Source organism: Hyunsoonleella sp. J2K-J805, assembly GCF_057167125.1.
The window spans coordinates 1,761,377-1,774,591 of sequence record NZ_CM169901.1 but is presented as its reverse complement, the minus strand read 5'-3'; the positions used below and the strand labels follow the sequence as shown (position 1 = coordinate 1,774,591).

The 13,215-nt window shown below is 36.8% G+C and carries 13 protein-coding genes; 4 read left to right on the top strand and 9 right to left on the bottom strand.

All coding sequences use genetic code 11. From position 1 onward, the window contains the following. Nucleotides 1-40: 40 nt before the first annotated feature. Both AC1B0Z_RS07815 and AC1B0Z_RS07810 read left to right on the top strand, forming a co-directional pair. Nucleotides 41-2,344 carry a M1 family metallopeptidase gene (locus AC1B0Z_RS07815; protein ID WP_483795063.1) on the top strand — a complete coding sequence of 768 codons (2,304 nt, stop codon included), beginning with the start codon at nucleotides 41-43 and terminating at the stop codon, nucleotides 2,342-2,344. 172 nt (nucleotides 2,345-2,516) lie between these two features. Then, nucleotides 2,517-2,831, top strand: a complete 315-nt coding sequence (locus AC1B0Z_RS07810) for a Sec-independent protein translocase subunit TatA/TatB (RefSeq protein ID WP_483795061.1) — start codon at nucleotides 2,517-2,519, stop codon at nucleotides 2,829-2,831. Nucleotides 2,832-3,022: 191 nt separating this feature from the next. On the opposite strand, the gene AC1B0Z_RS07805 is transcribed toward AC1B0Z_RS07810, so the two are convergent. The 8 genes from AC1B0Z_RS07805 to kynU all read right to left on the bottom strand — a co-directional run bounded on the left by AC1B0Z_RS07805 (nucleotide 3,023) and on the right by kynU (nucleotide 10,992). After that, nucleotides 3,023-3,667, bottom strand: a complete 645-nt coding sequence (locus tag AC1B0Z_RS07805; protein ID WP_483795060.1) for an O-methyltransferase — start codon at nucleotides 3,665-3,667, stop codon at nucleotides 3,023-3,025. Further along, nucleotides 3,667-4,752 (bottom strand): amidohydrolase family protein, encoded by a 1,086-nt coding sequence (locus AC1B0Z_RS07800; protein ID WP_483795059.1) that lies wholly within the window; start codon nucleotides 4,750-4,752, stop codon nucleotides 3,667-3,669. The genes AC1B0Z_RS07805 and AC1B0Z_RS07800 overlap by 1 nt, the downstream gene beginning before the upstream one ends. 92 nt (nucleotides 4,753-4,844) lie before the next feature. Further along, complete coding sequence (locus tag AC1B0Z_RS07795) at nucleotides 4,845-5,378, bottom strand: 3-hydroxyanthranilate 3,4-dioxygenase (RefSeq protein WP_483795058.1); 534 nt, start codon at nucleotides 5,376-5,378, stop codon at nucleotides 4,845-4,847. Between the two features lie 137 nt (nucleotides 5,379-5,515). Continuing rightward, nucleotides 5,516-6,298, bottom strand: coding sequence for an SDR family oxidoreductase (locus AC1B0Z_RS07790; protein ID WP_483795057.1), 783 nt, complete (start codon nucleotides 6,296-6,298; stop codon nucleotides 5,516-5,518). A gap of 3 nt (nucleotides 6,299-6,301) precedes the next feature. Beyond that, the gene (locus tag AC1B0Z_RS07785) at nucleotides 6,302-7,741 is read right to left on the bottom strand and encodes an aldehyde dehydrogenase (protein WP_483795055.1); all 1,440 of its coding nucleotides are present in this window, start codon (nucleotides 7,739-7,741) and stop codon (nucleotides 6,302-6,304) included. Nucleotide 7,742: 1 nt separating this feature from the next. Further along, complete coding sequence (locus AC1B0Z_RS07780) at nucleotides 7,743-8,141, bottom strand: RidA family protein (RefSeq protein ID WP_483795054.1); 399 nt, start codon at nucleotides 8,139-8,141, stop codon at nucleotides 7,743-7,745. Nucleotides 8,142-8,254: 113 nt separating this feature from the next. Further along, entirely contained in the window at nucleotides 8,255-9,652 is a 1,398-nt protein-coding gene (locus AC1B0Z_RS07775; RefSeq protein ID WP_483795052.1) for an FAD-dependent oxidoreductase, read from the bottom strand. A gap of 71 nt (nucleotides 9,653-9,723) precedes the next feature. Beyond that, entirely contained in the window at nucleotides 9,724-10,992 is a 1,269-nt protein-coding gene (gene kynU, locus AC1B0Z_RS07770; protein WP_483795274.1) for a kynureninase, read from the bottom strand. A 117-nt stretch (nucleotides 10,993-11,109) separates the two neighbouring features. Between kynU and AC1B0Z_RS07765 the strand changes: the two genes are divergently transcribed. Further along, nucleotides 11,110-11,529 carry a (4Fe-4S)-binding protein gene (locus AC1B0Z_RS07765; RefSeq protein ID WP_483795050.1) on the top strand — a complete coding sequence of 140 codons (420 nt, stop codon included), beginning with the start codon at nucleotides 11,110-11,112 and terminating at the stop codon, nucleotides 11,527-11,529. Nucleotides 11,530-11,665: 136 nt separating this feature from the next. After that, nucleotides 11,666-12,466 carry a class I SAM-dependent methyltransferase gene (locus AC1B0Z_RS07760; protein WP_483795049.1) on the top strand — a complete coding sequence of 267 codons (801 nt, stop codon included), beginning with the start codon at nucleotides 11,666-11,668 and terminating at the stop codon, nucleotides 12,464-12,466. A 37-nt stretch (nucleotides 12,467-12,503) separates the two neighbouring features. On the opposite strand, the gene msrA is transcribed toward AC1B0Z_RS07760, so the two are convergent. Continuing rightward, nucleotides 12,504-13,163, bottom strand: coding sequence for a peptide-methionine (S)-S-oxide reductase MsrA (gene msrA / locus AC1B0Z_RS07755; RefSeq protein WP_483795048.1), 660 nt, complete (start codon nucleotides 13,161-13,163; stop codon nucleotides 12,504-12,506). Nucleotides 13,164-13,215 lie beyond the last annotated feature (52 nt).

The following is a 13,215-nucleotide window of genomic DNA, read 5'->3' as shown; positions in this document are numbered from 1 at the left end:
GCATATTTAACAGTTTTTTAAAAAAATTATAAGATTTATAATGAAACATTTATTGTACTATTTTCTATCTGTTGTTTTCATTTCTTCAGGTATTTATGCACAGGATCAAGAGGATTCTGCTCCTAAAAAAGGCCATACAAATAATAATAAGTTCAAGCAACTTTACGATGAGTTTTCCACGCCAAATGCTTACAGGGCGGCCTCTGGAGCTCCAGGTCACGCCTACTATCAGCAGCAGGCCGACTATAAGATGGATATTGTGTTAGATGATAAAAATGCGAAACTATCAGGTTTTGAAACCATTACTTATACCAATAATTCACCTGACGTTCTAAAATATTTGTGGGTGCAATTAGATCAAAATAAAAGAGCCAAGGATTCTAAAAGTCCCTTAATAGAAGGAAGTGAGGTAAGTCCGGTAATGTACCCAAGCCAGTTTACAAACAAGTATCTCAAAGAACGTTTTGACGGTGGTTTTAATATTGAAGCCGTTACAGATGCTAAAGGTGCTAAATTACCTTACATGATTAACCGTACCATGATGCGTATAGAGTTGCCTAAACCTATGACAACAGGTGACAAGTTCTCCTTTTCAGTGAAGTGGTGGTACAATATAAATGATCACGTAAAGCATGATGGTCGTTCTGGATACGAATTTTTCCCAAAGGATGGTAACAGAGCCTATGTGATAGCTCAGTTTTTCCCAAGAATGGCAGTGTATAGCGATGTTGAAGGATGGCAAAACTCGCAATTTTGGGGACGCGATGAATTTGCACTAGCTTTTGGAGATTATGAAGTAAATATTACGGTACCCGCAGATCACATTTTAGATGGAACAGGGGTTTTAACAAATCGAAAGGAAGTATACACCAAGACTATGTTACAGCGTTACGAAAAAGCGAAAAAATCCTATAACGAACCTGTTATTATCGTAACACAAGAGGAAGCAGAAGCTGCCGAAAAAGGATTTTCTAATAAAACAAAAACATGGAAACTTAAGGCAGAAAACGTTCGTGATTTTGGATTTGCTACCTCTAGAAAGTTTCTTTTGGACATGATGGCAGTAAAAATAGGAGGTAAGGATGTTATGGCTGTTTCAATGTACCCAAAAGAAGGTAATCCGCTTTGGGAAGAATGGTCAACAAAAGCTGTGGCGAGTACTTTAAAATCTTATTCAAGAATGACATTCGATTATCCATATCATAAAGCTATTTCTGTGCATGCAAAGAGCCAAGGGATGGAGTATCCTATGATTTGTTGGAACTACGGACGTCCAAAAGAGGATGGAACGTATAGCGATAGGGTAAAGTACGGTATGATGGGCGTAATTATTCATGAAGTAGGGCATAACTATTTCCCAATGATTGTAAATAGTGACGAACGCCAATGGACATGGATGGATGAAGGTTTAAACACGTTTATGCAGTATGTTGCCGAACAAGATTTTGGTGAAGCGTATCCTGACGCATTGTCTGAAGCAGACAAACATTTTCCTTCCGATAGAGGGCCAGCACACATGATAGTGCCATATATGAGCGGTAATCAAGATTATATTGCACCAATAATGACTAAGGGACTAAACACTTATCAATTTGGAAATAATGCGTACGGAAAACCTGCAACAGCCTTAAACATTTTAAGGGAAACCGTTATGGGTCGCGAATTATTTGATTACGCCTTCAAAGAATATGCAAACAGATGGATGTTTAAGCACCCTACCCCAGAAGATTTCTTTAGAACCATGGAAGATGCATCAGCATTCGATTTAGATTGGTTTTGGAGAGGATGGTTCTACACGACCGATTGGGTAGATATTGGAATTAAGGATGTAAAAAAATATTATGTATCATCAGAACCTAATGCTTACATGAGGGATATAATGGAAAAGCGAGGAATTAAGAGAGAGCAACTAAGACCACTAGTGTTTATGGTGGAAGAAGGAAGTGAGGATGTTACAGAGTCTATGAAAAGCCAAAACTCTACTGAAGTTAAAACAGTAAAGGAATATATGATGGATAATTTTTCTGAAGAAGAGCGACAAAACATCAAATCACCAAAGTATTTTTACAACATTACCTTTGAAAAACCAGGAGGTTTGGTAATGCCAATTATCGTGGAATATACTTATGCAGATGGTTCCAAGAAAAAAGAAACCTATCCAGCCCAAATCTGGAGGTTTAATGATAATGAAGTTAGTAAAGCTATAGCAAGCGATAAGGAAATTGTTAGTATAACTGTAGACCCAAATAAGGAAACTGCGGATATTGATACAGAAAATAATGCATGGCCTAAGAAAGAAACTAAAGGCGAGTTTGAAAACTTTAAACAGAAGATACAAGGGTAACATGCTTTGAGTCGTCCTAAAATAGGTTGTCAGTTTTAAAATAAATTTAAATTAAACCGTTGGAACTATTTTCAACGGTTTTTTTGTTCTCATAACAACTTCAAATAGTTTTTATTTAAGCAATCACATCTTTACATGTTAATTTTTTTCATTTGGTTTTTGAAGTTTACAAATGAAAAATTTCATGTATTTTTGTACCGTGATACAGCACACTACATTTTTATTCATCAGTGGTACCGAGATTGCGTTTATTCTTTTTATCGCTATCATGGTTTTTGGTGCAGATAAACTACCTGAAATTGCTCGCGGCTTGGGCAAAGGTATGCGTACGCTAAAAGATGCTACAAACGATATAAAGCATGAAATCACTAAAACCGCTGAAAATCACGGTGTAGACACAAGTATAACAAAAGATGTAAAAGAGGAAATCGATAAGGTAAAAGACGATTTGGAGGATTTTACAGGATCTGTTAAGCGTAAATTTTAGTTATTAACTCACACTCAGTATTATTTAAGTAGTTTTTATTAGGGCGTTACCCTAAAGGGTCAGGCTTTCCGCTGTATCTTTTTCTCGTGCCTCAAAAAAGGATGCCGCTACAATCCTTAACGCACCTTCCTGCTAAGGCTCATTTTAAAATCAATGCTTATTATAATTTTTGCTCAGGTAGTTTTCCTCTCTTAAAGTTTTCTACTTATCGTCAATCCATCTCTAATAGGCAAAACAACTGTTTCCACTCGCTTGTCTTCTTTTAGTAGTTTGTTGTATGTTATAAGTGCAGGCGTGGATGTATCTTCTTTCTTAAATTTAGTTTCCAAAACTTTACCGCTCCAAAGCACATTATCTGATAAAATAATACCGCCTGAATTCATTTTGTCAATCACAGCTTCAAAATAATTTGCATAGTTTTCTTTATCTGCATCAATAAAAACTAAATCGAAAATTTTATCGAGTGTTGGAATAATATCCAAAGCATTACCTACATGTTGTATAATGTGTTCACCATATCCCGATTTATCAAAATATTTTCGTTGGAAGTCGTGCAATTCTTCATTAATGTCTATAGTATGAAGTTGTCCATTGCGCTGCATACCTTCCGCTAAACATATCGCTGAATAACCCGTATAAGTACCGATTTCCAGAATATGTTTAGGATTTACCAACTTAGAAATCATGCTTAAAACCCTGCCTTGGTAATGCCCACTAAGCATTCTAGGTTGCAAAATTTTTTGATTGGTTTCTCTATTTAACTGCTGTAGCAATTCTGGTTCATCTTCAGAATGTGCAACAACGTAATCGTCTAATTCTTCTGGTATAAAATGCATTAAGACAATATTTTATTTACCAAATTCATTTTAGAAGTTTCATCGTCCCCGAATAACCACTGCAATACATTATCTTCCCAAATGGCATCATATTCTTCTTCATTGATAATATTTCGTTCAATAGCCAAGTCTAGGAGCTTTCCAGGATAGGAAGATTGCGGTTCACTTTCCATTTCTCCTAGAGGATAGGGGTCATCCAGCCCCATTAATACCTGCTTCGCACCATGATTTCGTATCAATAAATCCAGCCCACCAGTATCATGAACCAAAGTATCAAAGAAAATATTTTTATGACCAACAGCTTTTCTTGGGTGGTGTTTGCCTTCAAATAAATCTGGTCTGCCATCAAACCCTTGAATTCGTCTCCCTAGATTAATTTGTGCCAGCTGTCCGCCATGAGCAAAACAAGTCCTCATATTTGGAAACTTTTCCTGATACCCATTTAAGGTTAAAAAGTGATAGGCATCTGCACATTGTGCAAGCATCCAAATGAGGTGAAATCGCCATGCGGTATTTTCAAGGTTGATAAACTTTTCACCATCGTAAGGATGAATTTCAACGGCAAGATTATATTTATCAGCAAGTTCAAACAAAGGCTCATTTTCCTCGTCAAAGATACATCGCCAGGTACCGATGGTATCCATATAATGTGTGGGCAAACACAATAAGCGCATGCCTAAAGTCTCTACACATCGTTCTATTTCCCATCCAGCGCTTCTAATAAAACCAGGGTGTACCACAAAACCACATGTGAATTTATCGGGATGTTCATGTTGTATTCTGGCATTAAAATCATTTTGAAAGCGTAAGGCTTTTTTCATTTCTTCAACACGTAAACCATTACCGTAAAGTTGGGATAAATTAAGTACCACAGCGTGGTCTAATTTGTTGCGCTCCATCCACTCTAACTTTTCATTCAAGAAAAAACTAGAATCCGTCACTGGGCGTTTCCACCCTTTTTGCAACATAAACTTTCTGTCCTTATCTACCCAAAAAATTCCCTTTTCACGCATGAATTCAGGTATCTCCTCTGGATAGGGAAGCAGGTGAGAATGACCGTTAATTCTAAGTTTGCGTTTTTCCATTTTACATTATTACAAGGCGTAAGCCATGGCAGTTTTTTTATTTAATAGATGGCTTCGTCATATTTGCTCGTATTCGAACAATCATTGGGTAATTACTCAATCTTAACTTTTTTGGGAGGCTGCATCACTTCGCCACAATTTGGGCAACTGCGTTTGTCCATATCGCCATAATACTTATCAAAAATTTTAGGCATATCGGTTTCTATATTATCCAAAGAAAAATCCTCTTCATAGAGCTTGGTAACACAGTTCTCGCAAAACCAAAGTAGTGCATCCTTGGTGCCCTTTGGGCGCTTATATTCAATTACCAACCCAACAGTATTCGCCCCTCGTTGTGGGGAATGCGGCACTTTTGGAGGCAATAAATAAATATCACCTTCCTTAATATGCACATCTTTTGGTGTGCCTTTATCAATAATTTTTAGAACAATATCGCCTTCAACCTGATAGAAAAACTCGGGAGTCTCATTGTAATGGTAATCCTTCCTGCTATTGGGCCCACCAACAACCATCACTATAAAATCACCATCTTTCCATACTACTTTATTACCCACGGGTGGTTTTAGCAAATGCCTATTTTCTTCAATCCAAGCTTTAAAATTTATAGGAGATGTTAAATTGCTCATATAAAGCCCCTCTTAATCTCCCCAAGTGGGGAGAAACTCAAATCGGGTATTTGAGTTTTGTTAAATTAAATATTGATATAAAGATAATATATCTTCTGTAATTTCTCCCTCTCTTTAGGAGGGTTGGGGAGGGCTTTTTACAAAGATTTGGTTCTTCCACCATCCACAGGAACATTTATACCATTGATATACCCAGCGGCTTCACTTGCTAAAAAGGTGATCGCGTTAGCGGTTTCCTCGGGTTGGGCAAAACGTTTCGCCGGTGTATAATTTTTCATAATTTCGGTCATTTCCTCGATAGAGGTGTTCTCTAACTTCGCTTTTATTTTAATAATTTCGGTTAAGCGCTCGGTATCAGTAAACCCAGGAAGCACATTGTTCACCGTTATACCAAATTCAGCAACTTCAATAGATAGTGTTTTACTCCAATTGCCAACCGCACCTCTTATGGTATTGCTTACTCCAAGTCTTGGAATAGGCTCTTTTACCGAAGTTGAAATTACATTTATAATTCTTCCAAAACCTTCTTTTTTCATAAATGGAATCGTGGCTTGCGCCAATAGATGATTGCATTTTACGTGCATTGTAAATGCGTTTTCAAAAGCTTCTAAACTAGCATTTACAATTTCACCGCTTGCTGGCCCACCCGTATTATTCACCAAAATATGAAACCCGTGTTCTCTTTCTATAAATTTAATTACCTGTTCTTGTAGATCTCTTGGGTTTAAGAAATCGGCAACAATATAACTATGGTTTCTATGCTTAGGCAGTGCTTCTAAGACTTCTTTTAGCTTTTCTCTATTTCTGGCAACAAGTGTTACGTTAACACCTTCTTCAGCAAGCGCAATGGCCGCAGCTTTTCCTATGCCTTGTGTGCTTCCGCAGACTAAAGCGTTTTTATTGTTTAAGTTAAGATTCATTGATTAATATTTTATACAAACATTTTTTGGTTCAGTAAAAAATCGAAGTGCTTCAAAGCCACCTTCACGTCCAACACCCGAAGCCTTCATGCCACCAAACGGTGTTCTTAAATCGCGCAGCATCCAAGTATTTACCCAAATGATACCTGTCTGCAATTGGTTGCTCATTCGCATAGTGCGTTTTAGGTTGTTTGTCCATAGTGTTGAAGATAGTCCATATTTTACACTATTGGCCATTTCTAGAACTTCTTTTTCGGTTTTAAATGGCATAATGGTAACCACTGGCCCAAATACTTCTTCTTGGTTTATGCGACAATCGTTATTTGAAACTTCAATAACTGTTGGTTCTAAATAATAGCCGTTTTCATAACCTTCAACAATAACTTTGTTACCTCCATACAATATTCTTCCGCCTTCACTTTTTGCAATATCAATGTGTTTCAAAACTTTTTCTAAGTGTGGTTTTGAAACTAAAGCTCCAATATCAGTGTGAATTTCTGATGGATGTCCAACGTTTAGTTGCTTTACCTTTTCAACAAAATCATTTTTAAAGCGATTAAATATCGAGCTTTCAACAAAAATGCGACTTCCACACAAACAAATTTGACCTTGATTAGAAAACGACGAGCGTACTGTGGTCTCCAACATATCCTCATAATCGCAATCTGCAAAAATCATATTTGGATTTTTACCACCTAATTCTAGTGATAGTTTCTTGAACATTGGCGCAGCTATTTTAGCTATATGCGCTCCAGTTTGGGTTCCACCAGTAAATGAAATGGCTTTAATGCCTGGGTGCTCTACAATGGCTTGTCCTGTGGTGTTACCCAAACCATGAACAATATTCAAAACCCCTTTTGGGAGGCCAGCCTCATTTAGTATTTCACTTAAAAGATAGGCTGTCATAGGTGTAACTTCACTGGGTTTAGCTACAACGCAATTTCCTGCTGCTATTGCAGGTGCAATTTTCCATGTGAATAAATAAAGTGGAAGGTTCCATGGAGAAATACAACCAACAACACCAATAGGTTGTCGCAAGGTATAATTTATAGCATTCTGCCCAACACTTTCATGACTTTCGCTTGTAAATTGTGTAATGGCATTACCGAAGAAACGAAAGTTGCTTGCTGCTCTAGGGATATCAATAGCTCTTGCTAAATTGGTAGGTTTCCCATTGTCTTTACTCTCGGCTTCAGCAAAACGTTCTAGGTTAGCTTTTAGTAACTCTGAAATTTTGATAAAGATTTGGCTTCTTTCTTCTAAAGTAGTTTGAGACCAATGGTTAAAGGCAGAATTAGCGCTTTCATATGCCTTTTCGATATCAACTTTTGATGAATTAGGTACTTGTCCATAAATTTCACCAGTAGCAGGGCAATAATTATCTATCCAATTGTTTGATAATGGATTAATAAATTTGCCGTTGATGTAGTTTTGGATTTGCACTTTATAACTTTTTATAAGCCACAACCTTAATCTCCACAACCAAATCTGGATGAGGCAACTGATGCACTGCGACTGTTGTTCGCGTAGGGCCAGTGGCGACATCAAAAAATTCTGCATATGCCTTGTTATAATCTGCAAAGTCATTCATGTTTACTAAAAACGAAGTGACATCAACGATATCTTTTAAAGAGGCACCAACTTGAGATAAATTCTTGTCTATGTTTTTTAAGACTTCTTGGGTTTGAGTGTACGCATTTAGTTTTTTAGTTCCCATGTCGTCAATAATGTCAACCCCGGCAATAGCGTTGCCTGGTCGCCTAGAACTTGTGCCTGAAACAAAAATAAAATCGCCTACACGTTTTACATGTGGATAAGCGCCTCTTGGTGTTACTGTGTCCATAATAAAAGCCCCAATTAATCTCCTTTCTAAGGAGTCTTACTCGGGTGAAGTAAGAATTTAGTTGTTTTTTTCAGCCTTTTAAGTTTTCTTCCTTTGGAAGGGTTTCGTAGGCTTTATTTTAGTCCAGCGATTCTATCATCTTCAAGAATGGCTTCGGTTTCTGTTTTTACTTTTTCCAAAATGATGTTCATATCATCATTGGGTGAAATAACACCTCCAGCCAGCATGTTTAAAATAGCTTTGTCCTGTGCACGCCCCTTTAACATTGCTTCACGGTAACCAATATGTTCATTAAAGGTAACTAAACTATATTTTGACGAGTACTCATTTGGAAATTCCTGTTCCAGAGCCATTTCTATTTTTCGTTTCTCTTGAAAAATAGGATTTGCCACATGGTCTTTCATTTCATGAAAATTATCAATGGCTAAATCAGCAATGGCATCGGTGTCCTTTTTCCTAGTTTTTTCATATTCAGAGAAAACAGTTTTCCAGTTGCCTTTGTGTTTATCTAAAATCTTATCAAATTCTACGACGTCTTCAAAAGAGGCATTCATCCCTTGTCCATAAAACGGAACTATAGCATGAGCTGCATCTCCCATTAAAAGCGTATTGCCTTTATAGTGCCAAGGCGAACATTTTATAGTGCCTAAAGGAGCAGTAGGATTTGTAAAGAAATCGTCCAATAAATTTGGCATTACAGCCAAAGCATCAGGAAATTCTTTTTGGAAAAACCTAAGTACCCTATCCTCGCTAGTTAAATTATTGAAATTGTGTTGGCCTTCATCATAACTTAAAAAAAGTGTTACCGTAAAGCTTCCATCTAAATTTGGTAGAGCAATTAGCATAAAATTGCCTCGGGGCCATATATGCAATGCATTTTTATGGATTTTGTAATCGCCATTGGCCTTAGGAAGAATGGTTAATTCCTTATACCCGTGCGTTAAATATTCTTGCGAAAAACTGAACAAGAACTTTTTGCCCAAATAATAGTTTTTTCGCATCACAGAACCTGCGCCATCTGTAGCTATAATGATATCTGCATCTTCAATAAATTCTTCTTTACTATTATAATCTTTAAAAAGTGCAGTAGTTTTTTCAAAATTGACAGATTTACATTTTTTATTGAAATAAATGCTGACGTTTTTGTGTTTCTCGGCTTCATCTAAAAGTAATGCGTTTAAACCGCCACGGGAAATAGAGTTGATATATTCATGATCTCTACCACTGTAATTGGATTGAAATGTATTCCCGTGGTCATCATGAATCATTCGCCCATGCATGGGGATACAAAGTTGTTTTACCTTTTCCTCAAGCCCTACTAATTTCATGCCCTTATTGCCGCGATCTGAAAACGCTAGATTAATGGAACGACCAGCACTGATATCGACTTTTCTTAAATCAGGACGTTTTTCGTATACCGAAACATTATAACCCCTTTGCCCTAGCCTGAGGGCGAGAAGTGAACCACAAAGGCCTGCACCTATAATTAATATGTTTTGTTGTTTTTTCATATATTTTATATGGTCGAGCGCCGTCGAGACCTTTAAAACCTCTCGACTGCGCTCGAGGAGACATAAGTGTTTTAATTCAAAATCTTTTTCAATTTTTCAACCAATCGATACACATCCTCAAACGAATTATACAAAGGCACAGGTGCACAACGAATCACATCTGGCTCACGCCAATCGCTAATAACTCCATATGCGGTTAACTTGTCATGTAGAGATTTATCGGCATGTTTTACTTGAATTGACAATTGACATCCACGTTCTTCAGGATTACTCGGAGTTATGATCCTTATGACATCTTCACCCAAATCTTTCAACAGAAACTCAAAATAACCTGTCAGTTTTCTAGATTTTTCAACTAATTTATCCATACCAACTTCTGCAAATACATCAAGGGATGATCTTATGGCTGCCATCGATAAAATTGGTGGATTGCTCAGTTGCCAACCTTCTGCTCCGGGTAGCTGGTCAAAGTCGTCACGCATCTTAAAACGTGTTTGTTTGTTGTGGCTCCACCAGCCTGCGAATCGGTTTAAATCCTTTCTATAAGCGTGCCTTTCATGTACAAAACAACCTGCTAAACTTCCTGGGCCAGAATTTAGATATTTGTAAGTGCACCATGCTGCAAAATCTGCTCCAGAATCGTGTAAATTCAACAATACGTTGCCAGCGCCATGTGCACAATCAAAACCAACTATACAGCCATATTTATGCCCTAATTCAGTGATGCGTTTTAAATCAAAAAACTGACCAGTATAATAATTCACGCCACCAATTAATAGTAATGCAATTGCTTCACCTTGCTCTTCTAAAATACTTTCTAAATCCTCATAATTGAGTAATTCCTCGTTTTTTCTCGGTTTCCATAATATGAGGCCTTCTTTATCATCAAAACCATGGTGTCTTAATTGCGATTCTACGGCATATTTATCTGAAGGAAATGCATCACTTTCAATCACTATTTTATAACGGTTTGAAGTGGGTTGGTAAAACGAAGCCATCATAAAATGAAGATTAGCGGTAAGGGTGTTCATTACCACCACTTCAATAGGTTTAGCGCCAACAACATCTGCCATAGTTTCGGTTAAAAACTCATGATACCCTAACCAAGGGTTTTTAGCCTCAAAGTGTCCTTCAACTCCTAAATTTGCCCAATCTTCAAGTTCTTGATTTACATAAGCTTTAGTTTGTTTTGGTTGCAAACCAAGAGAATTTCCTGTCATATAAACCAAATCATTTCGAAGGTTGTCTTTTGGAATATGAAATTGATTTCGGTACGATTTTAACGCATCATTTTGATCTTGTTCTAAAGCATATTCAAGACCTAGTCTGTAATTGGACAATGTATTTTGATTTTCGAGTTCTAACAAAAATAAACAATATTAACTTAGGAAGGAAGCCTAAAACTATAGGTTTATCATACATTGATTTTTTTGTATCTTTAGTAAAAACTTAAAGTTATGGGGAAAATAAAGGAATATACAAATGGCGAAACTACAGTAGTTTGGGAAGCTAATAAATGTATTCATTCTGCGATTTGCGCTAAGGGTTTACCAAGAGTTTTCAGACCGAGATTAAGACCTTGGATAAAAATGGATGAAGCCGAAACCGAAACCATAATAAACCAAGTAAAGCAATGTCCATCAGGTGCGTTGCGTTATTATATGAATGATGAAGGAGATGAAACTACCGAAACGATGGAAGTAAAAGTTGAGGTTTTGGAAAACGGCCCATTATTAGTGTATGGCACGTTGAACATCTTAGATAAGGATGGAAACGAAGAAGTGAAAAACAAAACCACAGCATTTTGTAGATGTGGAAAATCAGATAACAAACCATATTGTGATGGAGCTCACGTAAAAACTGGATTTAAAGGATAGTTTAAGAAACTATATAAAAGATAAAGCGCTTCAATGTATAATTGAGGCGCTTTGGATATATATAGACGCGTATGCGGAAAAAACGTTATACTTTATTTACGATATTGGTCGCCATTTAGATGTTAAACTTACAGAAATGAAATCAAACCATTCTTTTTTTGAAACCAACAAAGCAACTTGGAATACTAAGGTCAAAGTTCATGCCAAAAGTGAGATGTATGACATTGAAGCATTTAAAAATGGAAAATCGTCCTTAATGCCCTATGAATTGGAGGCTCTCGGAGATGTTTCAGGGAAATCATTGTTGCATTTACAGTGTCATTTTGGTCAGGATACTTTGAGTTGGAGCAGGCTAGGAGCTAAATGTACCGGTGTAGATTTGAGTGATGAAGGTATAAAGCTAGCGAAACAATTAAATGCGGAATTAAATTTAGATGCCGAATTTGTGTGCTGTAATGTTTTAGATACTTCGGACTATATTAAGGATACCTTTGATATTGTATTTACAAGTTATGGCGTAATTGGTTGGTTGCCCGATTTAAAACCATGGGGCAAAATGATAGCTGAACGCTTGAAGCAAGGTGGTACATTTTTTATGGCAGAATTTCACCCGATTGTTTGGATGTTTGATTATTTAGAAGGCAAACCTGTTATGAAATATGGCTATATGCAAGACGAAGTGATTTATGAAGAATACGAAGGTACTTATGCCAATGAAAACTCCAAAATGATAAGTAAAGAATACGCTTGGAATCATGGTTTAGGTGAAGTAGTTACGGCTTTAACCGAAGCAGGATTGCATATTGAATATTTAAAAGAATACGATGAAAGCCCTTATGATGTATTGCCAAATTTAGAAAAGCAAGATTCTGGAATGTTTGTGACTAAGGATAGGTTATATCCTTTGGTTTTTTGTTTGAAGGCTGTAAAAATATAGGTTAAGTAGTTTCCCAAAAAAGAAGGACTGTACTAAATTAATGACTCTCCTTCAACAATTCCTTTGGAAACTTAGCTTGAAAACGCTTTAATCTTGGGATAGACACATTGCGGATATAGCCATTATTAGGGTGAAGTCTCTCATAGTTTTGATGGTAATCCTCAGCGACCCAAAATTTTTGAAAAGGGTATACCTCTGCTGCAATTTTAGCATCTAGTTGTTTTGCTAAAGCGTCTTTTTTCTCTAAAATGATGTTCTTTTGCTCGTTATTTTGATAAAAAATAATGGATCGGTATTGCGAGCCTTTATCTGGACCTTGTCCATTTACCTGTGTTGGATTTTGTGATGCAAAATAGGCGTCAACTAAAGTAGAAAAACTTACCACTTTTGCGTCATAAATAACTTCAACAGCCTCGGCATGTCCTGTTCGTCCTGTATTGCTGGCCTCGTAGGTTGGGTTTTTGGTATGGCCTCCAGCATAGCCATTAATCACTTCGTCTACACCTTTTATGCTTTCATAAACCGCTTCTACGCACCAAAAACAACCGCTTGCAAAATAGGCCTTTGCTTTTCCGTTTTTTAATGGTACTTCAACTGGTGTGGCGTTGATTACTTTCTGTTGTTTTTCGTTGTTTTGTGCCGAGTTTTGACAACTAAATAATAGCGCTAAGGCTAAAATGGTGAATAGGTTTCTCATTGTTTTTCTTTTTCTAATAGACGTGTAAAAATACTAAACCTTAAATCTATAA